The 26654-nt window shown below is 38.7% G+C and carries 25 protein-coding genes; 11 read left to right on the forward strand and 14 right to left on the reverse strand.

Features of this window, described 5'->3' with window-relative positions; genetic code table 11:
- Positions 1 to 29 precede the first annotated feature (29 nt).
- The 3 genes from RIB54_RS16485 to RIB54_RS16495 are packed head-to-tail and all read right to left on the reverse strand — an operon-like array spanning position 30 to position 3497.
- Positions 30 to 1517, reverse strand: coding sequence for a hypothetical protein (locus RIB54_RS16485; protein ID WP_350101913.1), 1488 nt, complete (start codon positions 1515 to 1517; stop codon positions 30 to 32).
- 22 nt (positions 1518 to 1539) lie between these two features.
- Positions 1540 to 3090 carry a hypothetical protein gene (locus RIB54_RS16490; RefSeq protein ID WP_350101914.1) on the reverse strand — a complete coding sequence of 517 codons (1551 nt, stop codon included), beginning with the start codon at positions 3088 to 3090 and terminating at the stop codon, positions 1540 to 1542.
- A 2-nt stretch (positions 3091 to 3092) separates the two neighbouring features.
- Complete coding sequence (locus RIB54_RS16495) at positions 3093 to 3497, reverse strand: EVE domain-containing protein (RefSeq protein WP_350101915.1); 405 nt, start codon at positions 3495 to 3497, stop codon at positions 3093 to 3095.
- Positions 3498 to 3847: 350 nt separating this feature from the next.
- Between RIB54_RS16495 and polX the strand changes: the two genes are divergently transcribed.
- Both polX and RIB54_RS16505 read left to right on the forward strand, forming a co-directional pair.
- Positions 3848 to 5560: a DNA polymerase/3'-5' exonuclease PolX gene (polX, locus tag RIB54_RS16500; RefSeq protein WP_350101916.1), complete on the forward strand. Its 1713-nt coding sequence runs from the start codon at positions 3848 to 3850 to the stop codon at positions 5558 to 5560.
- A gap of 1 nt (position 5561) precedes the next feature.
- The gene (locus RIB54_RS16505) at positions 5562 to 6578 is read left to right on the forward strand and encodes a glycosyltransferase family 9 protein (protein WP_350101917.1); all 1017 of its coding nucleotides are present in this window, start codon (positions 5562 to 5564) and stop codon (positions 6576 to 6578) included.
- Between the two features lie 147 nt (positions 6579 to 6725).
- Here RIB54_RS16505 and RIB54_RS16510 read toward each other — a convergent pair whose 3' ends face one another.
- Positions 6726 to 8465 carry an alpha/beta hydrolase gene (locus RIB54_RS16510; protein ID WP_350101918.1) on the reverse strand — a complete coding sequence of 580 codons (1740 nt, stop codon included), beginning with the start codon at positions 8463 to 8465 and terminating at the stop codon, positions 6726 to 6728.
- Between the two features lie 207 nt (positions 8466 to 8672).
- On the opposite strand from RIB54_RS16510, the gene RIB54_RS16515 reads away from it, so the two are divergent.
- From RIB54_RS16515 to RIB54_RS16545, 7 genes are all read left to right on the forward strand, one after another.
- Positions 8673 to 9047: a hypothetical protein gene (locus tag RIB54_RS16515; RefSeq protein WP_350101919.1), complete on the forward strand. Its 375-nt coding sequence runs from the start codon at positions 8673 to 8675 to the stop codon at positions 9045 to 9047.
- Between the two features lie 3 nt (positions 9048 to 9050).
- Positions 9051 to 9503: a DUF4279 domain-containing protein gene (locus RIB54_RS16520; RefSeq protein ID WP_350101920.1), complete on the forward strand. Its 453-nt coding sequence runs from the start codon at positions 9051 to 9053 to the stop codon at positions 9501 to 9503.
- 197 nt (positions 9504 to 9700) lie between these two features.
- The gene (locus RIB54_RS16525) at positions 9701 to 10048 is read left to right on the forward strand and encodes a DUF6713 family protein (protein WP_350101921.1); all 348 of its coding nucleotides are present in this window, start codon (positions 9701 to 9703) and stop codon (positions 10046 to 10048) included.
- A 355-nt stretch (positions 10049 to 10403) separates the two neighbouring features.
- Positions 10404 to 10856, forward strand: coding sequence for an AraC family transcriptional regulator (locus RIB54_RS16530; protein WP_350101922.1), 453 nt, complete (start codon positions 10404 to 10406; stop codon positions 10854 to 10856).
- A 47-nt stretch (positions 10857 to 10903) separates the two neighbouring features.
- On the forward strand, positions 10904 to 11338 hold the full coding sequence (locus RIB54_RS16535) for a VOC family protein (RefSeq protein ID WP_350063466.1): 435 nt from the start codon (positions 10904 to 10906) through the stop codon (positions 11336 to 11338).
- Positions 11322 to 11774 (forward strand): DinB family protein, encoded by a 453-nt coding sequence (locus RIB54_RS16540; protein WP_350101923.1) that lies wholly within the window; start codon positions 11322 to 11324, stop codon positions 11772 to 11774. Before RIB54_RS16535 ends, RIB54_RS16540 begins: the two co-directional genes overlap by 17 nt.
- A 21-nt stretch (positions 11775 to 11795) precedes the next feature.
- Positions 11796 to 12182, forward strand: a complete 387-nt coding sequence (locus tag RIB54_RS16545) for a VOC family protein (RefSeq protein ID WP_350101924.1) — start codon at positions 11796 to 11798, stop codon at positions 12180 to 12182.
- 116 nt (positions 12183 to 12298) lie between these two features.
- Here the strand turns inward: RIB54_RS16545 and RIB54_RS16550 are convergent, their stop codons facing one another.
- Genes RIB54_RS16550 through murI form a run of 10 tightly spaced genes read right to left on the reverse strand, consistent with a single transcriptional unit; the run spans position 12299 to position 25012 of the window.
- A complete protein-coding gene (locus tag RIB54_RS16550) occupies positions 12299 to 14185 on the reverse strand; it encodes an amidophosphoribosyltransferase (protein WP_350063469.1) in 1887 nt (628 codons plus the stop codon).
- Positions 14186 to 14194: 9 nt separating this feature from the next.
- On the reverse strand, positions 14195 to 15661 hold the full coding sequence (locus RIB54_RS16555; protein ID WP_350101925.1) for an NADH-quinone oxidoreductase subunit N: 1467 nt from the start codon (positions 15659 to 15661) through the stop codon (positions 14195 to 14197).
- A 21-nt stretch (positions 15662 to 15682) separates the two neighbouring features.
- Complete coding sequence (locus RIB54_RS16560; RefSeq protein WP_350101926.1) at positions 15683 to 17404, reverse strand: complex I subunit 4 family protein; 1722 nt, start codon at positions 17402 to 17404, stop codon at positions 15683 to 15685.
- A gap of 1 nt (position 17405) precedes the next feature.
- A complete protein-coding gene (nuoL, locus tag RIB54_RS16565) occupies positions 17406 to 19457 on the reverse strand; it encodes an NADH-quinone oxidoreductase subunit L (protein ID WP_350101927.1) in 2052 nt (683 codons plus the stop codon).
- A 6-nt stretch (positions 19458 to 19463) separates the two neighbouring features.
- Entirely contained in the window at positions 19464 to 19766 is a 303-nt protein-coding gene (gene nuoK, locus RIB54_RS16570) for an NADH-quinone oxidoreductase subunit NuoK (protein ID WP_350101928.1), read from the reverse strand.
- Positions 19766 to 20269: an NADH-quinone oxidoreductase subunit J family protein gene (locus tag RIB54_RS16575; protein WP_350101929.1), complete on the reverse strand. Its 504-nt coding sequence runs from the start codon at positions 20267 to 20269 to the stop codon at positions 19766 to 19768. The genes nuoK and RIB54_RS16575 overlap by 1 nt, the downstream gene beginning before the upstream one ends.
- Positions 20256 to 20948 carry a 4Fe-4S dicluster domain-containing protein gene (locus tag RIB54_RS16580; RefSeq protein WP_350101930.1) on the reverse strand — a complete coding sequence of 231 codons (693 nt, stop codon included), beginning with the start codon at positions 20946 to 20948 and terminating at the stop codon, positions 20256 to 20258. The genes RIB54_RS16575 and RIB54_RS16580 overlap by 14 nt, the downstream gene beginning before the upstream one ends.
- Positions 20949 to 21002: 54 nt before the next feature.
- Complete coding sequence (locus tag RIB54_RS16585; protein WP_350101931.1) at positions 21003 to 23036, reverse strand: tetratricopeptide repeat-containing sensor histidine kinase; 2034 nt, start codon at positions 23034 to 23036, stop codon at positions 21003 to 21005.
- Positions 23037 to 23052: 16 nt separating this feature from the next.
- Positions 23053 to 24150, reverse strand: coding sequence for a complex I subunit 1/NuoH family protein (locus RIB54_RS16590; protein WP_350101932.1), 1098 nt, complete (start codon positions 24148 to 24150; stop codon positions 23053 to 23055).
- 49 nt (positions 24151 to 24199) lie between these two features.
- Positions 24200 to 25012, reverse strand: a complete 813-nt coding sequence (gene murI, locus RIB54_RS16595; protein WP_350101933.1) for a glutamate racemase — start codon at positions 25010 to 25012, stop codon at positions 24200 to 24202.
- Positions 25013 to 25156: 144 nt separating this feature from the next.
- On the opposite strand from murI, the gene RIB54_RS16600 reads away from it, so the two are divergent.
- Together RIB54_RS16600 and RIB54_RS16605 are read left to right on the forward strand one after the other, a co-directional pair.
- Positions 25157 to 25735, forward strand: coding sequence for a hypothetical protein (locus RIB54_RS16600; protein WP_350063479.1), 579 nt, complete (start codon positions 25157 to 25159; stop codon positions 25733 to 25735).
- A 66-nt stretch (positions 25736 to 25801) separates the two neighbouring features.
- Complete coding sequence (locus RIB54_RS16605) at positions 25802 to 26614, forward strand: enoyl-ACP reductase FabI (protein WP_350101934.1); 813 nt, start codon at positions 25802 to 25804, stop codon at positions 26612 to 26614.
- Positions 26615 to 26654 lie beyond the last annotated feature (40 nt).

Below are 26654 nucleotides of genomic sequence, written 5' to 3' on the forward strand. Positions count from 1 at the left end.
TGTCAAACTGATGCAAATATATAATTATCTCATTTGTAAATCACCTTATTGATAAAAAACACCTCTCTTTGTACAGGAATATTACCAACACCCGGATTATTGACTTTTTGCGTACCATAAATATAGAAAACATTATTATACCATGATTCTATCCCCATAAGTTCCGTATTACCCTCTTTGACCACATCATTTTTATTCTTTAAAGCTACAGGGGTTAGTTCTTTGCCTTCCAACACCTCATCTTCACTTATGATCTTGGATCTTATAAAATCCTCATAAACATATAATAGCGCAATCTTATCATCGCTTATGCTGGCATGTACATATTGATCAAGCGTCTGAGAAAGAACATCATTTATCTCAAAGCTATTATCCCACAGCAGCTTCCCTTCTTTGTCAAAACCCAGAACCACGGCATGGGTGTATTTGAAACCTTCGAAAATCCTTGAATTTTTAAGTATACCATTGGAAGTTGTCCACATAATTGTTCCTGACCCGTAATAATTGCCACTTACATTTTTATACTTAGGGTAAAAAGCTTCACCTAAAAGTATATAATGATCATCCTGGGGTATGAGGTCATGAACCAACAACCGATAATTAAACCTGAGTTTCTTCTGCTTAATTTTCCGTCTTTCAATCCTTTCCAGCACCCGCTTTTCCCTTTTAGCGCGCATATAGTTAAAGAAGTTTTTCAGGTCTGCATAATTATAGTAAGAAATGCTTTGCTCCTCACCGTTATCTACATCAGCCATAAACACACCCCTGGAATAGTCGGTGGAGATACTCCGGCCATAAACACCCGCTATAATTTGTCTACCACCAGGTAACGTTCTTGATCTGCCGAACAATAATTCCTTTTTGTTTTCTGGCTTAAGGTCTGTCTTCTTTACCAATAGGCCTTCATAATTATAGGTATATAGAAATAAGGTAGTCTGCTTTGAAATATTCCTCCCGGTTAAAAGAATATCAAAAGTGGCATTCTTGTTCATGTTGATTTGAGCCAGTTCTGAACGGTCTTCGAAAAGGCCTGGCAACACAATTGGAATGCCTTCCTGAAGATTGAAGAGTATAACTATTGGCCTGAAATTATAATACCCGCCAACCACCGCAGCATTATTATGCACTTTAAAATCAAAATAAACGAAAGGGATATAATTTCTAATCACAAAGCTTTCGGCCTGACCCGTTTGCTGATCGAATGAAATGAGCTCAAGGTTTCTGTTCTTTACCTCATTCTTTCTGAAAAGGAAATATAGCTTGCCATCGTTGTAATATTTGCTCAATAACTCTTGGCTCTGAGGGACGATATAAGTTCTGTTCCATTCAAGGTTGAAGGCAGTATCTAGCTTAAAGACCTGCCATGAAAACTCCTTTTTAGCAAGATCAAGGATGGTGTTAACCAGAAAAACGCCATCACTTTTAGCAGATATAACTTCAAAGTTTGCTCCTTTTGAGTCAACCTCAAAGCGCTCCGGTTGAGTTATCTGACAATAGCCAAAAAACCCAATGAACATAAATAAAAGCGTAAAAACGCTCCTATTTAAAAACCACTTTGTTGATGAAAAGGACATTTCTATTTCTACTTTCTGTTTCTACTTTGTTTTCCACTTTATGATACCCCCACACAATAAAATTATTGCCAAACCAATATTCACTTCGTCCTGAACCATCATAAGTGTGATTAATCTTGTCATATTCGTTAGGCAACTTTAGTGGTTCTTTATTAACCTCTACAATCTCTTCTTGTTGAATGGATTGGTACTTTATTTCCTCTTCAGCCTTGTAGAGCATGTTTACCAAATCACCCGACTGTGTTAACTGCACCACCTGCTCCAATGAGTTGGTTTCTACATCTTCAATCTTCATACTGTTATCCCAAACGATATCCCCTTCCTTATTTATCTCTACAACTATTGATTCCAGGTATTTGAAATGATCGGCATCCTCAACATTCTGAAGCCTACTGGGTTGTTTGGCATAACTCTGAGCTGCCCTGCTTCTGTTTCTAATCGATTGATTGTCAAAACCAACGCCACCATAATATGTTCCCTGGTTGCGTTCTATATACTCGGGATCATAGATTTCCGCGGCCAGCAAGTAGCCATTTTTCGATTTCCTCACTTCATGAAGCAGCAGCTTGGAGGTGTAATTCAACTCCTTACCCCTTTCTGACCTTCTTTTCAACCGTGCCTTTACACGAGCCGCCCGCTTCGGCTTCATATAATCAAAAAAATGATCCAGGTCAGCGAAACTGTGGTATTTAATAATATTATCTTGCCCTTTTGGTTTGACAATCGCCAAATAAATACCGGCCGCATAGTAGGACCTACGAAATGAGTAGGTTCCGGCAATAGCAAAATTACCATCTATAAACCCACTTGATTTGGCACTTAATACAAAGTGCTTATCATCAGACTCAACCTCACGCTCAAACAGCAACTCTCCATCATCACTATAGGTTCTTAGCTTAATGTAGTTGGCAGCATAATCCTTTTCTAGCGTAACTGAATTGAAAGTGCCATTCTCATTGCTTCTTAAATCAACTATGGTGCTTCTATCCTTGAAAAACCCAGGGACAACCTCAAAACTTTCACCGCCCATTGCATAGGTTACCAATGTTGGACTAAAATTGACATATCCCGCCAGAATCATCCTGTCGGAAAGCATTTCCAGGTGACTAAGGGTTAGGGCTATTTCGTTCTTAATATCGTAGCGTTCAACCTCACCATTGTCTATCGAAATAGTTATCAAATGATAGTCATTCTTTTCCATTTCCCCTCTTCTGAACAAAAAGTAAACGGTGGAATTTTTCAGTTCGTAGCCTTTGAAGACATATCGGGTGTCAATTGAAAGTTCTATATTCCATTTTTCGACAAGGGTAGTATCAAGGGCCACCACCTGCCATTTATCTCCTTTTTTATAATCATCCGTATCCCTGAAGATGACTACTCCTTTTTCACCAGCTGGGAGTACGGTGAAAAAATCATCTGTATTTTTCTTTTCCAGTTCATAGATGTGCGTCTGCTTCACCTGACCGAAAGCCACATTAACTAAAAAGAAGCCACAAAGAAAAAAACAGTATCTCATTATTAATGGCCCATTCCTATTATTAAATCAAACTCTTCTTTTTTGACCGGCTGAACAGAAAGCCTTGAATTCTTAACCAGCACCATCTCTGACAACCTTTCTTCAGCTTTAACCATGGCTAAAGTCACCGGATTCTTGAGTTCCTGCACAGGTGCAATGTCCACTACTACCCACCTGTCATCATCTGTAGTTGGGTCTTGATAATACTCCTTCACTATTTTGGCAATTCCTACCACACATTTCTCATTCACACTATGATAGTACAACGCCAAATCGCCAACTTTCATTTCTTTCATATTATTTCGGGCCTGGTAGTTTCTTACACCATCCCAAAATGTTTTTTTATCCTTTACCAAGTCAGCCCATCCATAAGTATTAGGCTCAGATTTCATTAACCAATAGTTCATTTGCAAATACGTTTTTCTTATTCGTGAATTCCTTTTTCTTAAATTTACATAACCCAAATTATGTATTAAAGCATAATTTGCCCAGAGGGCTGACGAAAGTTTCTCTTTGTCAGGGTTATCCTGGCAAAAATTTCCCTGAAAAAGAAATTTTTCGTCATTATGTTAAAGAGTACTTTCTCTATAATTGAAAGTATTCTGCCACATAAATCTGGATAAAATCAATATTAACAATTGATATGCAGTTACAGGTTAACAATCATCTGCAAAATTGTTTTTATTTGGGAGAATCGCTTCCCCCAAATAAGGGGACGGCTGCATTTAATTGATCAGTTATTAACAAGATTTATAAATTGGATAATAAAACAATCATCAAACTCTTAAAGAAAACAGTAGCCCTTATGGAGCTGCATGACGAAAATGAGTTTAAAATAAAAAGCTACAACAGTGCCCTTTTCCAATTGGAAAGATTTGATGGGGCACTGGAAAATCAAACCAAAGCAGACCTTGAAGCTATAAGTGGGGTAGGCAAAAGCATTGCCTCTGCTATAGACGAGATCAATACCAAAGGTCAGCTTACGCTACATGATGAGCTGGAAAGCAAGACACCTGAAGGGATATTGGAGATTATGGAATTGAAAGGTGTTGGGGCTAAAAAGATCAAACAGCTGTGGCAGGAGATGGACATCACTTCCATTGACCAGCTTTTTGAAATTGCTGAAAATGGTGAGCTTGCTAAGCAGAAAGGCTTTGGAGCAAAAACTGCTGAAAACATTAAAGCCGCCATCTTACTTAGAAGAGAGAATGAAGGCAAGCTGTTATACGCACAGGCTGAACCTGTTTGTCAATATTTCATGGACAGTATTAAGGCAATTGATGACAATGTTTTAGTTTCTCCTACAGGGTCATTCCGTAGAAAAATGGAGATAGTAGATGAACTGACTTTTCTGCTAGGCAGTGATGATTTTGAACACCTTAGTGATATATTATCCAAAATTGAAGGTTTGGAAATTGATACTAAAAAATCGAGTCCTTTTTCAGTTAGGGCGAAGTATGAAAGGTCAGACGTCATATTCCTCTTTTGCGGAGCAGATGATTTTCAAAAACAGCTTTTTCTAACCACAGGTTCGCCAGAGCACCTGGCTCAGGAAGTAAAGGATGGCAAATCGCTAAAAGCACTGCTGGGCTTTAAGAAAATCAAGGAAGAGAAGGAAGCCTATGAGTTAGCCGACCTACCTTATATTGCTCCTGAGCTTAGAGAGGGCACCACCAACTTAGATAAAATCAAGGCTGACGGACTTCCAAAACTGATAGAAATGGAAGATCTAAAAGGCATTCTTCATAACCATTCTACCTATAGTGATGGCCAACATACTTTAGCAGAAATGGCTCAGGAATGTCAGCGTTTGGGCTATGAGTACCTTGGGATTACAGACCACAGTAAATCCTCTTTCTATTATGCCAATGGCCTTTACGAAAACAGGGTTGCTGACCAGCAAGTAGAGATTGATGAACTCAATGCTAATATGGCGCCCTTCAAAATATTCAAAGGCATTGAGTGTGATATTCTACCAGACGGCAGCTTAGATTACAGCAACGATGTACTTGCGAGTTTCGATTTCATTGTATCTTCCATCCACTCTGCTATGAGCATGGATAAAATAAAAGCGACTGAGAGAGTTTTGAAAGCTGTTGAGAATCCCTTCACGACCATTCTAGGACATATGACTGGTAGACTGCTATTGAAAAGGCCCGGCTATCCGGTAGATCATGCGGTAATTATAGAGGCCTGTGCTAAAAACAACGTAGCCATTGAAATCAATGCCAACCCGTGGCGTCTAGATATTGACTGGCGCTGGATCAACTATGCCATTGAAAAAGGGGTAATGTTAAGTATCAATCCTGATGCGCATAAAATAGAGGGTTATGCCGATATGTATTATGGACTACAAGTAGGCAGAAAAGGTGGTTTGACAAAAGTGAATAACTTGAACAGCCTTTCGCTAAAAGAAATCGATGAATTCTTCACTAAAAGAAAAGCCAACGCATTAAGCATGGTGAGCTAATATGAGTCCAAAGAAAATATTAGTCATCCGCTTTTCTTCCATTGGCGACATTGTACTTACTACGCCCGTTGTGCGCAATCTCAAAACTCAGTTGGCAGATTGTGAGGTGCATTATCTTACCAAATCATCCTTCCGATCGATCATCGACAACAACCCTTACATAGACAAAGCACACTATCTGGAAGGCAGTCTGGGGCAGATTATCAGTGTGCTGAAAAAAGAGAAGTTTGATGCAGTTATTGATTTACACAACAACCTAAGAACCAGAATAATCAAAGCCAGACTTGGGGTTAAAAGCCACACCTTTAAAAAACTAAACTGGGAGAAATGGCTAAAGGTTAACCTGAAGATTGATAAGCTCCCCAATAGGCACATTGTCGATAGATACATGGATACGGTGTCAGACCTTGGTGTAAAAATGGATGCATTGGGGCTGGATTATTTCATACCTGCGGCAGATGAAGTGCCTATGGAATGGCTTCCTGAAACACACAGGAAAGAGTATGTAGCTTATGCAATAGGCGCTCAACACGGCACCAAAAGATTGCCCTTAAAGCGCATGATTGAGCTTTGCGACAAAATAAATAAACCCATTGTCTTATTGGGTGGCTCTGATGATGTTGAGAATGCCAATGAAATTGAAAAGTTCTTCCAGAAAACAGCGAAGTCGGAACATTTAGAAGAAGGGCTGACAAGGTTGAATAAAAAGACCATCATTTATAATGCCTGTGGCAAGTACAACCTTAATCAATCGGCCTCATTGGTAAAACAAGCTACTTATGTGTTTAGCCATGATACCGGACTAATGCACATTGCTGCAGCCTTCAAAAAGCAGGTTTTTAGCATTTGGGGAAATACCATACCATCCTTTGGTATGTACCCCTACCGCACTAAGTTTACTGTGTTTGAAAACAATAAAATCGATTGCCGCCCATGCTCAAAAATCGGATATGACAAATGCCCCAAAGGCCACTTCAAGTGCATGAACGACACGGTATTTGATTTTTATCTTCCTTAAAAAAATCGTCATTCAGAGGCTTTTAATGATTTTCCATTAAAAGCCGTAGGAATCTCCTCGATCGTGAGATTCTCACACCCTCTTTCGTCAAATTTTTAATAGGATGAGGACTCAGAATGACGATTAACGTTTTTTTTATAATTCCGATCAATACCTCCAACTCTTTAAATCAGCACCCTTTGGAGCACTGGCCTCAATTCGTTTTATGATTTTAGGAATGTACATGGTGTTATAGCGAAGCCTTGATATATGATTAGGATTTTCCTGATCGCCATTCCAGCAATGCTCTGCCCTGTCACCATAGTCTACCTCACCGTTATAATATGGCTCTTCGGTAGCCTCCAAAACTTCTTCTATTAAATATACCGCATTATTAAGGTAGTAATTGTCCATATCGCCACAATACACATGGATTTTACCTTCCAGCTTAGGACCTAAAGTCTTCCAATCCCTTTTGATGATATGACTCAGGTCGTAATTCTCCTTCCAATACTCAGCAACTTCTTTGTTGATCTCACCAGTCTTTTTGTCCCAAAGTCTTACCGGATAGCCATCCTCGCCTTGAGGCGAATAAGTAGCCTCCCAAATGTCAAACTGTTGGCCTGAACGGCTTTTGGTGCCTAAGACCAACTCTCTCAAATTCATATCTTCAGTAGTGGCATCCACCCTTCCCAGATAGTTTCTGTGACCTGGCCTTAATGGCCTTTTAAAGTCGCTGCTGTAGTAATAGGCATTATCCTCGCTATAAATATCCATTGAAGTATATGCTCTAAAATCTACCGGATCAGGACAGGCAGCAAAACAACCATTGTACTCATCAGGATACATCACCTGAACGGCCAGGGCCTCCCAACCGCCCGTAGAACCGCCATATAAAAACCTGGCCCAGCCTTCGCCAATGCCTCTGAACTGCTCTTCAATATGCGGGATCAGCTCGTAAGTAATGGCATCACCATAAGGGCCCTGGCTGGCAGAGTTTACCGCATAAGAATCATCATAATAAGGTGTTGGGTGTTGAATTTCAATAATGATCATTCTAGGAAAATCAGGGCCTGTCCATTTTTTATAAAAGTCATAGGCCTCTTGCTGCACCATTATGTTATAACCATCAACGCCAAAGCGCGCGCTGTATTCAGGCTTCATGTCCGGGTCTGGCGGAGACGTTCTAAAACCGCTAAAGTCCGAAGGAAAATGACCATGAAAAATCATCAAAGGATATTTAGCCTCCGGGTGCTCATCAAAACCTTCGGGCAATAAAACATGGGCCCCTAAATAGGTGTCCTCGCCCCAGAACTTAGTCAGCAGGTCACTCTTCATCTTAATGTGCTTGATGTATTTGGTGTCCTCAGGACTTTCAATAGGAGGAATAATCTGATCGAGATTCATTTTAAAATCACCACCACTAGTACCAATTTCAATGGCCATAGGTTTACTATAAATATTACCGGGTTTTCTATTCCATTGCTGGCCTTCACCCATATCTGGCGGCAGCATTACCTTATGTCCTGTGGACAGGTTAAACTCCTTATACCTGTTGAGTATGGCCTGCACATAGTACTTGCCTGCTGGCATATCACCCATATTTTTTATGGGGTAGCCATAAGTATCGCCTTGAAAAGTTAAAGCATTTTGGCCATTCCAGTTTTCTACATCGAGGCCAAAGCCTAATTGTGTATCCGGGCCATCGGTGAGAGAAAATCTTGGCTCACGCTCATCTGTTTTTGAGAGCAAAAGAACAAGTCTTCCGGTCTGGTCACCTTCAACCAGGTTTTGATCAAAGGTAAATTCAAAATTTAGCTTTGACCCGGGCTCCGTTTTGGTACAACTCTGAATTGCAAACAGCAGCAATAATAGACAGGAAAAATAGAATGATTTAGGGTATGACATGGGTTTAAGGTTTTGATTGATATGAAAAACAAGGTAGCATAACCTAATAGCAATTCAAACAGGAAATACATGAGTGGGAATATATTTGTAAACCAAATGTTATGGTATATCTTGGTAATAAAAAATAACAGCACCTTTTGTCTCGTTATCGAATATAAATAGTAATAAACGGGTCATTAGCGAGGTGTTGTAAGCAATTAGCACAAAATGGAAAAATGGACTCCCATATCGAAAATCGAACTCTTAGGTGAAATTCAGAAAACTGAAATTGAGCTTAATGGAGATTTATGGAATTTTTGGCAGCTGATCAAAATCGAACCCGAAAAATGGCAAGAGCCTGAATTCGGAAATAAAGGTGGTGGATTTTGGGTTGTCGCAATTTGTGGTAAGAAAGTAATCTGGTATAATGACATTGAAGAAGGATTCAATATTTCTGATTATAAGGATTACAGAAAAATTGAAGGCTACTATTGTAATCAGGATGAATTAAATTGGTCAGTAATGCGTCTTTATGATTTAATCAAATTTGGTGGAGATATTGTTGGTCAAGCAGGTGCTCCACAATCTTTAAAAACTGAATAATATATGTGGCAAAAGTTAACATATAGTGGAAATGAATGTAACAACTACTTGTATTTCTCATTTGATGCTGATTTTTTTGATACAGCAGAAGTGACAAAGATTATGGGACTCGAACCAACGTCATTAATGATCAAAAAAGAACCTGTTCCTAAATCGACTTCTTGGAAATATAGAATTGATGCTGGAAATGATATTGATTTAGAAACACATTTAGAGAGATTAATTGAAATATTTGAACCGAAAATTGATATAATCAACAGACTGAAAAATTCACTTAACTTAGAAACAAGAATTCAATTCGTAATTGATATTGATATAAACCCAGATTCTTCAACACCATATTTTGGTTTAAACAAAAAGACTATAAAATTTTTGAATATGACTGAGACAGAGGTTGATTTTGATTTGTACAAAGCTGACACAATCGGTCTTTTGGACAGAATAAATGAAAAATAAAAGCACACAACACTGCATATGAGATCAGAATTGCTATCGCTGCGTCCGCTCAGCTTGCGCTCGTTTCCAAAACGAGTGCATTGACCTGAAGGCTTGCAAAGCGTATTTAAATCAGATACTTTTATTGACATTGACAAAGTCTAGCTAAGCTGGCAATGAAGCAAGAAAACCAATTGATAAAAAAACAAGGCAAATAAATGGTTAATTTCTATCTGCTTGGGATTGCATTTATTTTAATGCATGAAATGGATGCCATTAGATGCAAAGAGTGGAGGATTTTTCCCGGGCTTGCATTCTTAAATGATAAAGCCGGGCTTATTGCATTTATCTTCCTTCACATCCCACTTTTTTATTGGATTCTGATAGAAACACAAACTAGCAATGGTCAATTCAGGATAGGTTTTGACTACTTTTTAATTGTACATTTTATTCTTCATCTATTGTTTTTAATGAATAAGAAAAACGAATTCAAAGACTGGATCTCCTGGACGATCATTTCAGGAGCAGCCTTGTGTGGTTTGCTGGATTTAACAACGAAAGGATAAAAAACCGATCAGGTCAGCTCAAAGTGACCCCAGCTGGCGTTCGTTTCCAGAACGAGTGTTCTCCTACAATCAACGTCAACTGCAAGCGACCCCGCTATCCCAGATTTGCGATCCTTTTAATAATTGAGTTTAAATACCTATGTGATTGCAAATTCCAAAGAACCATATTCTGACAACAATATATCTCAATATCCTCCTTGTGCGATCAGAGAAGGTTAATCATCCATAAGCTAACTGGGCCATTTGCAAAGTGAGTTGAGATCAGATAGCTTTAAAGCAATTAAAAAATCAAGCTCAGGAGCGAGTGGTCATTATAAAATGGTATATCACTAAATATTAATTAGAAGACAAGAATATGGCAGTAGAACAATATCCAAAAATATACTTGTTCAGGCGTATCGTTCAGGCGAAACTCTATATTGACCAATACTACTCTGAAAAAATTGACCTTAGCAACATTTCCGATGAGGCCAACTTTTCGAAATTTCATTTTATACGCCTGTTTAAATCTGCTTATGGAAAGACCCCACATCAGTATCTAAAATATGTGAGAATTGAAAAAGCAAAGGGACTGCTAAAGGATGGTATTCCTGTCACAGCAGTATGCTATGCTGTTGGTTTTGATAGCCTCTCCTCCTTCAGCGGACTTTTTTCCAAAACCGTTGGCTTATCACCTTCAGAATATTTGGGAAGACAGAAGATGATAAAAGAACAAATTACAAAAAGACCTCTTGCCTTTGTGCCGGGGTGCTATGCATTTCAGCACGGTTGGACTGAGAATAGCAATTTTGAAGAAGCAAAAGTTTAAATCATTGCTGATTTTGCGTTGAATTTAATAGTTAAAAGAAAAAAGCAATGATTACAAAAATGACAATTACTAACATTAATGTTATAGACCAGGATAGTGCCTATGACTTTTATGTTAACAAGCTGGGGTTTAAGTTGGTCGATGACATTCCAATGGGCCCGGATACACGTTGGTTGACAGTATCGCCACCAGAACAGCCCGATTTACAACTGGTTTTATTCCCTGTAAAAGTCAGCAAAATGTTTCCTGAAAATGTTGCGGAAAGCTTAATCAGACTTATCAAAGCAGGTGTGTTTGGGTGTGGAGTATTAACCTGCCACGACATTTTCGCCACCTACGAAGAGCTTAAAGCAAAGGGGGTGGAATTCATTAAAGCACCTACAAAAGAGTTTTATGGAACGGAAGCTCTGTTCAAAGATGATTCGGGCAACTATTTTTCATTGCAACCAATAAACAATTTTGACAATGAAAACAATATTTGATGCAGCTACAAGAGAGGAACTGATCTTAAGAATTGGTTTAGTAAAGGAAGGAAGTAAGCCCGTGTGGGGCAAAATGAATGTATACCAAATGGTCAGGCATAATACGTTTTGGAACGAATGGATACTCGGAAAGGGCAACCACATATACAAACAGGAATTTCTTGGTAAGATATTCGGCAAATTTGCTTTAAAGAGAATGATAAAAGATGAAAAACCATTTGATAAGAACATCCCCACCTCAGCCCCATTTAAAGTAAAAGACATCAACGGCAATCTAGCATCTGAAAAAGATAAATGGATTTCATTGGTTAATGAATATGAGCATTTTAACAATCCGGCTTTCATCCACGGTTTTTTTGGTAAAATGACAACGGAACAAATAGGAATTCTGGTTTTTAAACATACTGACCATCATTTGAGGCAGTTTGGCGTATGACAAACAACAAAAGCAAAAGAAATGGCAACATACAAACCTGACAATTACAATTCACTTTCCCCCTACCTGATTGTTGACAATGCTCAAAAATTAGTGGACTTGTTAACTGCAATTTTTAACGCTAAGACTTTGAGGAGATTTGACCACGAAAACGGAAAAATCGCGCATATTGAATTACAATTAGATGACACTGTGATTATGATCAGTGATAGTACGGAAAGCTATGAGGCTAACCGGACAATGCTTCATATTTACGTGCCCGATGTTTTTAAAACTTTTGGAAAAGCTATTGAGAATGGTTGTGAGATAATTGAAAAACCAATGAACAAGCAAGGCGACCCAGACACAAGAGGCTCATTTTATGATTATGCAGGTAACTATTGGGCGGTAAGCACTCAAACCAATTAATAATGGGCGAACATAGTAGAGTCCTGATCGCATGACACTGAGAAGGTTGAATATTCTACATAAAACAACGAAGGCATCTTCTCAGATGCCATTCGTTTTCAATATCTCTTAAGTGATTAATAAGCTCTAACCAGCTTACCTTCCATATAATTGACGAATGCCTGGTTGGCTACACGCATCCCTCCTTTTGTTGGGAAATTGCCAGTAAAATACCAATCCCCCTTGTGATTTTTACATGCTTTATGAAGGTTCGGCACCGTTTGGTAAATAACATCCAGATCTGCCGTCATGGCTTCAGGTTTTACTATTTCAGCAATTTTCTCCGATATTTCTTCTGGTGTGAATTGCTCATAAAGTTCATTTACATGATTTACCGCTTCCTTATTTGACAGTGCATAAAGACATTTATCACGGACCTCTTCCAGCTTATATTCCAGACCTCTGTCTTTCAACAGCTTCACCATGGCTCTGAACGCCACGAATTCACTAATCTTGGACATGTCGATACCATAGCAATCCGGAAACCTGATCTGCGGAGCAGATGAAACAATTACTATTTTCTTAGGCTCTAGTCTGTTGAGCATGGTAAGAATGCTCTTTTCAAGGGTAGTACCACGCACAATTGAATCATCAAGAACAACTAATGTATCTATACCCTTTCTTACCACTTCATAGGTGGTATCATAGACATGGGCCACCATTTCATCACGATGAGAGTCATCAGTAATAAAGGTTCTTAACTTGGCGTCCTTAATAACTATCTTCTCTACCCTGGGCCTGAAAGACAAGAAGTCTTCACGCTCACCAACAAAAGGCTTACCATCAATAAAAACTTCCTTCTGCTTGGCAGTAAGGTAATCTTCCATGCCCTGCATCATGCCTAAGAAGGCCGTCTCGGCAGTATTTGGAATATATGAAAATACAGTGTTCTTTAAATCGTAGTTGATAGATTGGAGAATCTGAGGAACCAATAATCTCCCCAGCTCCTTTCGCTCCTGGTATATATCAGGGTCAGTACCTCTGGAGAAATAAATGCGCTCGAAACTACAAGACGTTTTCTCCAACGGTTTTATAAACTGATGCTGACTATAATCTCCATTCTTCTTAATGATCAAGGCATGACCAGGCTCAATTTCCTTTATCTCTTTATAATCAATATCAAAGGCAGTTTTTATAGCAGGTTTTTCAGAAGCAACTACAATCACCTCATCATCAGCATAATAATAAGCAGGACGGATACCAGATGGATCACGCGCTACAAACGCATCACCATGGCCTACCATTCCGCCCATCACATAACCTCCATCAAAATCTTTGCATGCCCTGCGAAGTACTTTTACCAAATCAAGCTCACTTTCAATTAATTCAGTGATCTCTTTGTTAGTATATTCTTCTTTATATCTTCTAAAAATTTCGTTGTTCTCTTCATCAAGAAAATGGCCGATCTTCTCCATTACGGTAACAGTATCCACCTTTTCTTTTGGGTGCTGCCCAAGCTTTACCAGTATATCGAACAGTTCATCAACGTTGGTCATGTTAAAGTTACCGGCTACCACCAGGTTTCTACTTCTCCAGTTGTTCTGTCTTAAAAATGGGTGGCAGTTTTCAACACTGTTTTTGCCATGTGTTCCATATCTTAAGTGACCAAGCCAAACTTCACCTGTAAAAGCACAATTCTCTTTCATCCAGGTTTCGTCAAAGTACAAATCGCCACCTTCTTTTTTGGCCTTTCTGTACTTGCGGCCAATTTTCTCAAATATGCCCTTGATTGGTTCGTGTTCTATAGAGCGGTACCTGCTGATATATCGCAGTCCGGGTTTTTGGTTAATCTTGATGTTTGCAATTCCAACGCCATCCTGTCCTCTGTTGCGCTGCTTCTCCATCAAAATGTACATCTTGTTCATGGCGTAGGTTGGTGAGCCATACTTTTCGATGTAGTAAGAAAGTGGTTTTCTGAGCCTAACCATGGCTATACCACATTCATGTTTTATGCTATCACTCATGCACTGGAATTAAAAGGCAAAGCTAACACTATTAATCATTCCCATCAACCAGTCCGGTTTAAAGAATATCAACAATATCGCTAAAACCAATAACCCTCCCAAAAAATTCTCCAACGATAGATTATTTTTATATACAACCCCGCCATCTGCACCTGAGCGAAAGATCATGTAGAAAGGGATTTTAAGATAATAGAAAAGAGATATGACCGTATTGACTAAACCAAAAATCAATAAATAGATCAGCCATTGATTTTCAGTGGTGTTATAACTGTCCCAAATAGAAGAGAAAACAAGGTATTTAGCCGTAAAACCTCCCGTTGGTGGCAGTCCTGCTAATGAAATCATGAATATCAAAAAGATAATAGATAGAAATGGATAGGTATTTATCAAACCTTTATAATCCTCCACTTTGGTGAAGTTGTGCTTCACTTCGAAATAATGAACCAATAAGAAAGCCCCTAAATTCATGATAAGATAAACAGAAGCATAGAACAGCACATGCTGCAAGGCTGTTTCTGAGAAAGCCGCAAAACCCGCTAACAAAAATCCCGTGTGGGCAATTGATGAATAGGCCAGCATACGCTTGACATTAGACTGCCAGATGGCTGAGAAATTACCTACTGTTAATGTAATCATTGCCACAATACTTAAAAAGGTAATCCAGTTAATGGGTGCCTGACCAAATAGATTAAACACGAGCACCACCTTGGTTAATATTGCAAAGCCCGCCAATTTAGGAACGACAGAAAAATAAGCCACCGCTGAGGTAGGCGCTGAGGTATAGATATCGGGTGCCCAGATGTGAAATGGAAAGGCGGCTATTTTGAAAAACAACCCTGCGAGCACCAGTATAAAGCTGACTATTACTGGCAGCGCCTCTGCCTCTAACAATGCATCTAAAAACTGCTGTGATGGATACTCCAAAGTAAGCGTTTGGGCATAGAGCAATGACATACCATAAAGCATAACCGCTGAAGCTGCTGCTCCAAAGAGTAAATACTTTAACCCGGATTCTGCACTTGCCCTGTTAAAGGCAAATGTGGTAATAATATAGGAGGCAATGGAAATAATCTCCACACTCAAAAAGATCATGAGCAAGTTCGAAGACATGATCAGAAGGTTGGAGCCTATTAAAATGGTGAGAATCAGCGTTAAGAACTCTGCCAACCGCTTTTGTTCTTTGTTAATAGTCAAAATTAATATGACTATTAAGGTTGAGACTGACAATAGCATTTTCCAGAAAGCCGAGTAGCTATTAAGTAAAATTAAATTGAAGAACCCTGAGACCGGCTGTGTTGTGTCAAAGTATTGATGTGTAACCAGGTAAAGTTCTACCAAGACACCAGCGAATGTGAGGGTTATTAAAAGGGCTTTTTTCTCTTTTAATATCAGATCAACCAACACCAAAAGCACGAGTAGGCATACCAGAAAAAGCTCAGGCAGAATAACCTGAAAGTATTGAAGGATCAATTCCAATTTTAAGCTTAAACCCTCCACCTACTTCTGAATTGTTTTTAGATTCTCCAGCCCGGTTTCAAATATAAAACCCGAGGCAGTTTCAACTGAAGCGTTGATAAGATCCAGAATAAAATGAGGAAAAATACCCAAAAGCGCAGCTAATACAATCAGCGGAATGAACATGATCCACTCTCGCCTATTCATATCAACCAAAACACTCTTGTCAATATCACCTTTGAGGTGAAATTTGCCGTAAAACATTCGCTGTATAGTCCAGAGGTAATAACCTGCAGAAAGTACCAGACCAAAAGAAGCCAGTACCATCAGCCACTTTGAGATGACTATGGAAGAAAATGCTCCCAGTAAAACAAAAATCTCTGCAATAAAGCCTGAGAAACCCGGCAAGCCTAATGAAGCAAAAAAGAATATCACCACCACCACGGTATATTTGGGCATGACATGGGCCAGTCCAGAATAATTCTCTATCATCCTGTTATGCGTACGGTCATAGATAACTCCTGCTATCAGGAACAATCCAGCTGATATAATACCATGACTCACCATTTGGTAGATGCTACCACCCAAACCTTCGGCAGTTATGGCTGCAAAACCAAGTAATACAAACCCCATGTGTGATACTGATGAGTAAGCAATAAGTCTTTTAAGGTCTTTGCTTGCCAGCGCATTCATAGCGCCATACAAAATGGATATCACCCCAAGAAGACCAATAAGCCAAGCATAATTTAATGCTCCTTCCGGGAATATTAAAATGCCCGTTCTCAACAGTCCATAGGCACCCACCTTTAATAGCACTCCTGCCAGTATAACAGAAATGGAAGTAGGTGCCTCAACATGTGCATCTGGCAGCCAGGTATGTACCGGCACAACCGGAATCTTTATAGCAAAGCCAATAAAAATCAGCAAGAATGCTACAAACCTCGCTGGGTAGCCAAATATAATTTTCGCAACTCCCAAGTCTAAAATTGATCCGGGAATCAGGTTTTTAGCATCCGTCATTGAAACCAGATTAAAGGTATGCACCATCTGGCTATCCAATACCTGACCCTGGGATAGCATGTTTTGCACTTCGGTAATAATGCCAGGTGTAACATTTTCAACAGCTTCTACCAAGTGCAGCTCTACTGCAGTTTTAACCGGATCAATGGTCGACAGGTTCAGGGCAATCATCACAATGAGGATGAAAATTGAACCCAGCAATGTGTATAAGAAGAACTTTATCGAGGCATATTCTCTTCTAGGTCCACCCCAAAGGCCGATAAGGAAATACATCGGCAGGAGCATAAACTCGAAAAACAGATAGAATAGCAAAAAATCAAGGGCTACAAAACAACCAATAATTGACGCATTAAGGATAAGTAACAAGCTAAAAAAGCCTTTAGCTCTATCCTGAGTATTCCATGCACTTATTACTGCTATGAGCAATATGACCGTTGAAAGCAGTACCATGGTGATGCTCAAGCCATCAACGCCAATAAAATATTCGGCACTGAGCCTTCCCAGGCTACCCAAATTAAGGTTTATCCATGAGGTACGCTCCACAAACTGAAAAGTGCCTGCATCAGTTACTCCTGCTAAATCCTGAAATTTAAAATATACCCAAGCGGCTATTAGTGTTTGGATTACACTAACCCCTAAAGCTATTTTCTTAAACTGAGCCGCATATTGACCTGGCATAAAAGTTATGACAAGGGCTGCCAGCAGCGGTAAGAATATCAATATAGACAACAAGTAGTCTTGCATATTAAGCCAGCAAAAATATAATAATTAATAAACCTATTACCGCAGCCAAAATATATTGCTGCACTTTTCCTCCCTGTACTGATTTTGTTAACACTCCAATTCTTCCTGTAGTAAATACAGTGATGTGTACAACCCCATCTACAATGGCCCTGTCAAACCATCCGACTATGTGAGAAAAGACGGTTGCAATAATTCCGAATAGGTTAACCGTTCTATCTATTACTTTAGCCTCAAACTGTGCGGCATATTTACTCATTACCATAAGTGGGGTTAAAATAATCTTGCTATAAATACTGTCTAAAAACCAATTGCTTAGAGATAACCTATGAAGAAATGAAGGTTGAATCTCTTGTGTATTGTTAACCGGTTTATTGAAATACTTTCTATAGGAATAGAACATACCTACGGCAATGAGGCTGACTGAAACTACTACCGTTATCACATGAAAGTTAACGGTTTCATTAATCTGGATAGCATGGCTATAAATTGACTTAGGGGAAAAGTAGAAATTCAACATCCAGGCGCTATCAAAAGAAAAAGGATTAACTGACCACATAAAACCTATCGATCCCAAGGCCAGAATTGAAAGCACTACTTTTATGATCAGTGAACTTTCAACAACTTTTTCAATGTCGCCTCCTCTAAAAGAACCATAAAATACAAGTATCAACTGACGAGACACATAAATTGTGGTGAGTAAAACCGTAGTGAAACCTAAAATTGGAATCAGGCCATATAAAGCAAACCCTTTATAATTTGCCCACTCAAGTGCTTCAAATAAAATGGCATCTTTGGTTAAAAATCCAGAGAAAAATGGAACACCTATCAAGCTTAAGCTACAAACCAGAAATGCAATATAAGTTATAGGCAAAGCTTTTCTCAATCCTCCCATGTTTCTCATATCCTGTGCATCAAGATCATGATTTGCCTTGTGGAGAAAATGAATAATAGAACCAGCGGCCAAAAACAAGCCTGCTTTGAAAAACGCATGTGTAAATAAATGCATGGTAGCTGCCTGATACGCTCCTACACCAATGCCCATAACCATATAGCCAAGTTGTGAAATAGTAGAAAAGGCCAGCACTTTTTTAATATCGTTTTGGGTTAAAGCTGCTACAGCTCCCATGAAAGCCGTTATGGCACCAATAAACGCTATGACTACCAGGGCATCTGCATTTAGTAAAAAGAAAATCCTTGCCAGTAAATAAACCCCGGCTGCCACCATGGTAGCAGCATGAATTAATGCAGAAATTGGAGTAGGCCCCTCCATAGCATCAGGTAACCAGACCTGTAGTGGAAACTGAGCAGACTTGCCAACAGCTCCGAGAAAGAGTCCCAGACCAGCTAGTGTTGGCCATGAAATGAGCATCGGCACGACCTTAGGCCTCGACCATAAGTTTCCGATAAATACACTTTTGCTGAATTCATTGGCCAGTATTGACAAGTCAAAGGATTGATACTGTGTCCAAAGTATTCCAAGTCCAATGATGAAACCGATATCCCCAATTCTATTGGTAATAAATGCTTTTTTAGCTGCCCTGGCAGCGGTTTCCTTATTAAACCAATGACTGATCAGTAAAAATGAAGAAAGACCGACCAGTTCCCAGTATATAAAAATAACAAGCAGGTTATCTGTTAGAACTATACCTAGCATTGCAAAAGTAAAGAGCCCAAGGAAGGCAAAATACCTTTTGTACCCCTCATCTTGTTTCATATATTCTAATGAAAACAAATGCACCAAGAAAGATATCAGGTTAATGATAACGAGCATTACTCCAGTAATAAAATCGATGCGAATACCTGATGTCCACAATACATCTTGCCATTCAAACCATTTAAGGCGAGTGTGGATAGTATGAGTACCAATATTAGCTGCTATTAGAATGGATGCCAGCGTTGCAATCAGCATTATTCCACAAGCAATTCTGCTAACCAATACTTCTGAAGATTTACCACTTATACTTAAGATTAAGAATGATAATAATGGAAGCAAGAAAATTACTAGTCCTACAATTGTTGGTGTCGTCCAGGGTAAAAGTTCTATCCTATCCAATGCCTTCTATCCTTTTAATTCATTTACCTTATCAAGATCAATTGTTTTGAAGTAGCTATATACCTTCAAAACAATGGCCAGCCCAACGACAGCCTCTGCAGCAGCTATAACGATAACAAAGAGTGCGAAAAACTGCCCTTCTAACAAACCACTTTCTGACTGACTGACGGCTACAAAATTAATATTGGCTGCATTGAGCATCAACTCAATACCCATCAATACAAAAATGGCATTCTTCCTTGTGATGACTATTCCCAAACCAACGGCAAATAAAAAGGCGCTCAAGTAGAAATACAATTCAATGGGCATCAACTGGTACCTCCTTCCTTTTTAGAGGCAATAGCTGTTGCCCCTATTAGCGCTACCAAAAGCAATACTGCCATGAGTTCAAAAGGCAATAAATAATCTGTCATAATACCCTCACCTATCTTATGAAGGTTTGAACCTGTTATTGTCTGATATTGAGTAAAGTTGATAGTTCCTATTACAGAAATTAACATTACGAAAACAGATGCGGCAGATACCAATGCTAAAAACCTATTATGGCTTCCTACCACGGCTTTCTCATCCCTGATTTTAGCAGTGAGCATTATTCCAAAGATAATAAGCACAATAATTCCCCCTACATAAATCATAATTTGTGAGACGGCTATGAACTCAGCATTAGAAAAAATATAGAGTGCAGCGATGCATAGTAATGTAACCACCAAAGCAAAAGCTGCATATAGAATGTTTTTTGTAAACAAAATAAACCCTGCTGAAATACAGGCCAAAGCACCAATTATGTAGAACATGACCTCAAGCATCTCCATCTTTCTTCTTCTTAATCATTGGACGAGGCCTAAACGCAGGTTTCGCAGGTTTCTTCTGTTCATCAGTCGGCTCTGACTCAGTTTTACTCTCTGCTTTAGCAGGATCAGTGGCCACCTGCGTCTTTTTCTTAGTAGCTTCAAACTCCTCTAGTTCCTTTTTCTTAGTAAGAATTTCCAAAGGAGTCATTGTAGCAAAAGAATAAGTATGATCATCAACATCATATTCACTAAAGTCAAATGACTTGGTCATTGTCAGACACTCTGTAGGGCAAACCGTGGTACATAGCCCGCAAAAGCAACATTTAGCCATATCAATATCAAATTTGGCGGCATGTATTCTTTTTGAGGTACCATCAGAAGTTTTACCTATTTCGGAAATTGCTCTTATAGGTTCAATATCAATACAGTCTACAGGGCAAACTTTGGCACATTTATCGCAAACAATACAGTCATCAATTTCATTATGAAGTTTATACCGCCCATTGTCAGGAATTGGTAGGCTCTCATGCGGATATGACAAGGTCATTATGCCCTTATCCTGACTAAAGTAATCCGGACTGTTTATACCAACAGGCTTATGAACATGACGGGCTTCAAAAAAATGCTTTAACGTTGTTTTTAATCCCGACAGTGAAGTTGTAAATGCTGATTTTATGTTTTGCCAGTAGGTTGAAATCATAAAAAAACAGGTGCTTAAATTCTCTAAGCGTGAAAATATGAAATGTTAGGCAGTTCAAGCCCTGTTTATGGTAAATTTAAAGGTGCTTCCTTTCCCTTCCACGCTTTCAACCCAGATGTTACCACCCATCCGCTCTACAAACTCTTTACAAAGTCTTAGGCCAAGGCCAGTGCCTTTTTCATTAGCAGTACCTCTGGTGGTATATAAAGTATTGGTATCAAAAAGTTTATCCATCTGATCAGTAGACATGCCAATTCCATTGTCTTTGATCATCACAATTAAAGATTTCTTTGGACCAAATTCGGTTGTAACTTCTACTTTACCCCCTTCATCGGTAAATTTTATGGAGTTAGAAACAAGGTTTCTGATGATTAGGTCAAGCATATTTCTATCAGCAGATACCATTTGACCTTCCTTAACAGTATTGATGAAATCAATTTTTTTATCTCCTACCTCTCTAAAATAAGCAAGATTACTTTCAACCAATTTGCTTAATTCTATATTTTCCTTTTGAATTTTAATCTCGTTCATCTGGAGCATCGCCCAATCCAGCAAAGTGTCCAAAAGCTTTCTGGTGTTGTCTAACCTTACCTTTAAGGAAAGACTGACATCTTTCAACTCCTGCTGGGTTAGGTTTCCTTCGTGCAAAATGTCAAGAATACCTACCAGGGCATTAATCGGAGACCTTAAATCATGCGAGACAATGGAAAAGAATTTATCTTTCATCTCAAGTAAACCGGCCAGCTCCTTACTTTTAGATTTTATCTCCTTTTGCTGCTCGATCAGTAGTTCATTGATTTTGCGTCTCTTTTCATTGTTCTTATAAAGTGAAAAAAGTAGTACGGCAGTAAATGCCAGAATAACAACAAGTATATTTCTGATGAATTCTTCGTTTTTAAGTTTGGCTATTTGTTGCTGTTCTTTTTGGTTAAGCAATTCAATTTCAATATCCTTCCTTGCGGTCTCGTACTTGATCTGGATTTGGGCAAACTGCTCTTTCTTTGTCTCACTAAAGATACTGTCTTCCAATTGTTTGAATTTCTTATAGTATTGTAATGCGTTTTGATAATCCCCATCGCGCTCATACAAATTGGACAATGCACTGTAGCAATTAATCATTAGCTCATTATCCTTTAAGTTATCGGCAATTTTTTCACATTGTTGATAGTAGGCTTTGGCTCCTTTAACATCACCCATGTGCAATGTCACATTTCCTTTACCATAATAAGATTCGCCAACACCACTCTGGTTATTTTGACTTCTATATATGTCAAGTGCCTTATCATAATTTTTTAGTGCATTGCGATAATCCCCTTTATGATCATAGGCAGTAGCAGTTTTCACAAGGATTTGTGGTGTCAGCACATCTTCCCTCAAACTGTCACTTAGAACATATGCCTGTTCCAGTTCCGCTAAGGCCTCATCAAACTTACTTTCTGAAATGTAAATTAGTGCTAAATCATGTTTTGCATAAGCAATACCGGGCAAATCATCTATTTCTTCGCTCAATTTCATAGCATCAAGGATATACTCCCTTGCTTTTTCATTTTGCCCCATTGTTCTTAAAACCCTACCCATGTTGTAGGTGGCTATAACTTCAGCGAGTTCCACTCCAGCATCCTTAGCCGCATCTAAACTTTGGCTGTAGTAATCGAAGGCCTCATTGTAAAGATCGAGATTGTAATAATCTTCACCTATGTTATTCAGGTATCTTGACACTTCAGAAGCTTTACCGTATTTTTTAATAAGGGTCAAAGCTTCAATGTCATACTTTAAGGCTTCCTGATTTTTTGAAAGAATATTGTAATAGGTTGCGATAGACCTCATTGCCAGTGCCATACTCAGACTGTCCTGCATCCTGGTGGCCATATCCAAGGCTTTAAATGACAAAGACAGGGCAGTATCTATATTATCCAGTTCTGGTGAACGTATTATTTTAAAAAGAATGCTGAGCTTAACGCTATCACTCCCCTGTTCATACTGCTTTTGCAGTTTATTAAGCTGAAGTGTATCCTGAGCATTACTGGTAAGGCCAACAGACAAAAGACAAGCCAGTATTATTATGTGTATGTAGTATTTTTTTTTCAATTCGGTTTCAAGATACTTAAATCATCAATAATCTCCACACACCACAGAGTAATAAAAAGAATAGTGCAAAGGGTGTTAAATATTTCCAGCCTAGTGACATCAATTGATCAATTCTTACCCTCGGAAATGTCCATCTTATCCACATTTGTAAAAATATCATCAATGCTGTTTTGCTAATAAGCCAAAAGGCACTTAGTATATCCCCGGAAAGCTCTCCAGGTAAGCCACCTGTCCACTCTGCCAATTTAAAAGGCCCAATATTGGGGAAAGGTGAATTCCAGCTGCCAAAGAAAAGTATTACGCCAAGAATACTGACCAAAAGCATCATTCCATATTCTGCCAGCATGATGATGCTCCACCTAAAGCCTGAATACTCAGTTTGAAACCCAGCCACCAGCTCTGATTCCGCCTCTGGCAAATCAAATGGCGCACGATTACACTCTGCCAAACTGGCTATGAAGAAAATAACCCATACCAAAAACAGAAAAGGCATTCTCACTACATTCCAACTTAAAATGCCACCAACATTGGTAATGTCTATTCCTAATGATTTAAGACCAAACAAGTAATTGACGGAATCTGGTTCTACCTGATTGATCCAAATACCCTGCTGATAGGATATGGTTTGAAGGTCTAATGTTTGGGTAAGTACAATAACACAAAGTACAGATAGTGTTAACGGCACCTCATAGGCTATGATCTGCGCAGCCGACCTGACAGCGCCTAATAATGCATATTTATTGTTTGATGCCCAGCCTGCCATGATTATACCTATAACATCAAGCGATACTATGGCCAAAAGAAAGAAAATGCCCGTTTCGGCAGTAGCACCATGCCAGCTTGATGTAACAGGTAGTAAAGAAAACCCAGTAAAAACTATAACGAAGATTAAAATTGGAGCAATTAGAAATAGTTTGCGATCTGCAGCCCTGGGTACAATATCTTCCTTTTGTATAAGTTTCAACAAATCAGCAATGGATTGAAGGATGCCATAATACCCCACTTCCATTGGCCCCAACCGATCCTGTATGAAAGCAGAAATTTTTCTTTCTCCATAAACAGCGAATATCACCACTATAAGCAAATAAGGAAGAAAGAAAATTATTGTAGACATCTAGAACCGTTCAATCGGAAATTTCAAAAATTAAATTTAGCAAACCTAGCTAATCCCACAAGAGATGTTTCTCAAGATGTACCTTCTCTTTAAAAAATATTTTTGTTGATGCTTCAAAAGAGTCGGTATAATCGGATACGAGAAAATGATCCTCCTCATTTTTAGTCTCATTTAGAAGGCCTTCATTTTCCAGAAACAACTTTAAATAAGTAGCCGTAATTTGTGATGAGTCCAGAATATCAACTTTATGATTGTAGTATTTGCTAATTTGTTCTTTTACTAAGGGGTAATGTGTGCAGCCTAATACAAGCCCAGATATATCATCCAGCAGTTTATTTTCCAAGTACTTTTCTATTATTTCTGAGCTTATGGCATTATTAAAAAACCCTTCCTCTATCATAGGAACAAGTAGCGGTGTTGCTAATGAAACCAAATCAATATCCTTTTTCAATTGTTTGATCTTCTTGAAGTAAACATTTGAAGTAACTGTCCTCTTTGTACCAATAAGACCAATTTTTCTCCCTTGATAGTTGTCACTTAAAAATTTAACCATGGGATCAATAACATTGATAACCTTGGCGCGCTTTCCGGTATATTCTTTCAATAACTCATAGGCAGCACTACTGGCAGAATTACAGGCAATGACTATGACCTTGCAACCCTTATTCAACAGCACATCAGCAATTTTAATACTGTATGCCTGAACTGCCGCCTCAGATTTATCACCATATGGAAGGTGGGCAGTATCGCCAAAATAAATTATGGATTCATTTGGAAGAAGTTGTCTTATAGCATGTGCAACCGTTAACCCTCCAATACCACTATCAAAAATCCCGATGGGGCTGCCAGCACTATGTTTCATATAATACAATCAATTCTTGTACAGATACAGTATATAAAGTAGATTTCCAAAAATATTGAAATAAGACCATAACAAATGGGTAGGTGGTTATTTTTTTAATAATTATCTATATTGACACTCCAATTTGGTTAGTCACATTCATTTATGAAAAAAAGACAGCTCCTTGAAGATGAGTTTAACAAAATGCTAGAAGAGCATGAATACATGGTTAAATTTAGAGGAGACAATGAAATCACCATTATTGGTGCCCCTTCCAACAACTTTGTATCCCGCATTTTACTTTCCGCATGCGGTATCTTGCTAGTAACTTATTGTTTGATAATGGGGAGTACTTCAGGAAATACAATTGCCATTGGTGGTGCTTTGCTGGGTTTGATATTTGCCGCCACCCCCTTTCTTAGCTTCTACTCAAAAAAGTATTTCAAGGTATTGTTTTCAAGACAATTAAAACAAATTAATATAATGAATAGCCCTACAGGGCCTTATAAAAGACTAGACTTCTCAAATATTGATAAGTTCAGGTTTAAGCGTGTGGAGGTTGACGATTTTGTAAGTCCTGACCTGGAGATTCCAATTACCTATAACTATGCACTTACGGCCATTTCTGGAGGCAAAGAGATTGACCTTTTTTCTATAGATTCAAAGTATAGGGACATCGAAGTATTCACCAATAAATTCGGGCAGTTCATTTCTGATTTCACTGGTAAGCCGGTACTCTCCTGATAAGTCGGGTTCATCGGTAAATAATTTTTGTATAATTGCATTATAAACAAAGAAAACTATCAAATCATGGGTTATAACTTATTAAAAGGAAAAAAGGGAATCATTTTTGGCGCGTTAAATCAGGAATCAATCGCCTGGAAAACTGCATTGCAGGCGCATGAAGATGGTGCTGAATTTGTTCTTACCAACGCCCCTATAGCCATGCGAATGGGTGAAATTAATGAGCTGGCTAAAATGTGCAATGCTGAAGTAATACCTGCCGATGCTACTTCAATTGAAGACTTAACTAACCTTTTCGAAAAATCTCAGGAGATACTAGGTGGCAAACTTGACTTTGTTTTGCACTCTATAGGAATGAGCCCAAATGTGAGAAAAGGAAAAGAATATCATGATCTTAACTACGACTGGTTTTTAAAGACACTGGACATTTCAGGTTTGTCTTTTCATAAAGTACTACAAACGGCAGATAAGCTGGATGCCATGAATGACTGGGGTTCAATATTAGCGTTAACTTATATTGCCGCACAAAGAACTTTCCCTGATTATGGGGACATGGCTCAGGCTAAGTCAGTGTTGGAATCAATTGCGAGAAGCTATGGTTATCGTTTCGCTAAGAAAAACCATGTTAGGGTAAATACTATTTCACAATCACCAACAATGACTACAGCAGGTAGCGGAGTAGGTGGTTTTGATGTGTTCCTTGATTATGCGAACAAAATGTCACCACTAGGAAATGCAAGTGCGGAAGATTGTGCTAAATACATCATTATGATGTTCTCTGACTACACCAGAATGGTGACCATGCAGAACTTGATGCATGACGGAGGGTTCTCTTCGTCAGGTATTACTGAAGAGATCATTGGAGAGTTAACGAAATAATACATTATACATCATATTTAATCCCAAGTCAGATCATATT

The organism is Fulvivirga sp. (assembly GCF_040218215.1).
Lineage (GTDB): Bacteria > Bacteroidota > Bacteroidia > Cytophagales > Cyclobacteriaceae > Fulvivirga.

What these genes read in the sequence shown, in the direction of transcription:
- RIB54_RS16485 (WP_350101913.1), bottom strand. Translation starts at nt 1,517, where the DNA reads ATGTTCATTGGGTTTTTTGGCTATTGTCAGATAACTCAACCGGAGCGC.
- RIB54_RS16490 (WP_350101914.1), bottom strand. Translation starts at nt 3,090, where the DNA reads ATGAGATACTGTTTTTTTCTTTGTGGCTTCTTTTTAGTTAATGTGGCT.
- RIB54_RS16495 (WP_350101915.1), bottom strand. Translation starts at nt 3,497, where the DNA reads ATGAACTATTGGTTAATGAAATCTGAGCCTAATACTTATGGATGGGCT.
- RIB54_RS16505 (WP_350101917.1), top strand. Translation starts at nt 5,562, where the DNA reads ATGAGTCCAAAGAAAATATTAGTCATCCGCTTTTCTTCCATTGGCGAC.
- RIB54_RS16510 (WP_350101918.1), bottom strand. Translation starts at nt 8,465, where the DNA reads ATGTCATACCCTAAATCATTCTATTTTTCCTGTCTATTATTGCTGCTG.
- RIB54_RS16515 (WP_350101919.1), top strand. Translation starts at nt 8,673, where the DNA reads ATGGAAAAATGGACTCCCATATCGAAAATCGAACTCTTAGGTGAAATT.
- RIB54_RS16520 (WP_350101920.1), top strand. Translation starts at nt 9,051, where the DNA reads ATGTGGCAAAAGTTAACATATAGTGGAAATGAATGTAACAACTACTTG.
- RIB54_RS16525 (WP_350101921.1), top strand. Translation starts at nt 9,701, where the DNA reads ATGGTTAATTTCTATCTGCTTGGGATTGCATTTATTTTAATGCATGAA.
- RIB54_RS16530 (WP_350101922.1), top strand. Translation starts at nt 10,404, where the DNA reads ATGGCAGTAGAACAATATCCAAAAATATACTTGTTCAGGCGTATCGTT.
- RIB54_RS16535 (WP_350063466.1), top strand. Translation starts at nt 10,904, where the DNA reads ATGATTACAAAAATGACAATTACTAACATTAATGTTATAGACCAGGAT.
- RIB54_RS16540 (WP_350101923.1), top strand. Translation starts at nt 11,322, where the DNA reads ATGAAAACAATATTTGATGCAGCTACAAGAGAGGAACTGATCTTAAGA.
- RIB54_RS16545 (WP_350101924.1), top strand. Translation starts at nt 11,796, where the DNA reads ATGGCAACATACAAACCTGACAATTACAATTCACTTTCCCCCTACCTG.
- RIB54_RS16550 (WP_350063469.1), bottom strand. Translation starts at nt 14,185, where the DNA reads ATGAGTGATAGCATAAAACATGAATGTGGTATAGCCATGGTTAGGCTC.
- RIB54_RS16560 (WP_350101926.1), bottom strand. Translation starts at nt 17,404, where the DNA reads ATGCAAGACTACTTGTTGTCTATATTGATATTCTTACCGCTGCTGGCA.
- nuoK (WP_350101928.1), bottom strand. Translation starts at nt 19,766, where the DNA reads ATGCCCATTGAATTGTATTTCTACTTGAGCGCCTTTTTATTTGCCGTT.
- RIB54_RS16575 (WP_350101929.1), bottom strand. Translation starts at nt 20,269, where the DNA reads ATGGAGATGCTTGAGGTCATGTTCTACATAATTGGTGCTTTGGCCTGT.
- RIB54_RS16580 (WP_350101930.1), bottom strand. Translation starts at nt 20,948, where the DNA reads ATGATTTCAACCTACTGGCAAAACATAAAATCAGCATTTACAACTTCA.
- RIB54_RS16590 (WP_350101932.1), bottom strand. Translation starts at nt 24,150, where the DNA reads ATGTCTACAATAATTTTCTTTCTTCCTTATTTGCTTATAGTGGTGATA.
- murI (WP_350101933.1), bottom strand. Translation starts at nt 25,012, where the DNA reads ATGAAACATAGTGCTGGCAGCCCCATCGGGATTTTTGATAGTGGTATT.
- RIB54_RS16600 (WP_350063479.1), top strand. Translation starts at nt 25,157, where the DNA reads ATGAAAAAAAGACAGCTCCTTGAAGATGAGTTTAACAAAATGCTAGAA.
- RIB54_RS16605 (WP_350101934.1), top strand. Translation starts at nt 25,802, where the DNA reads ATGGGTTATAACTTATTAAAAGGAAAAAAGGGAATCATTTTTGGCGCG.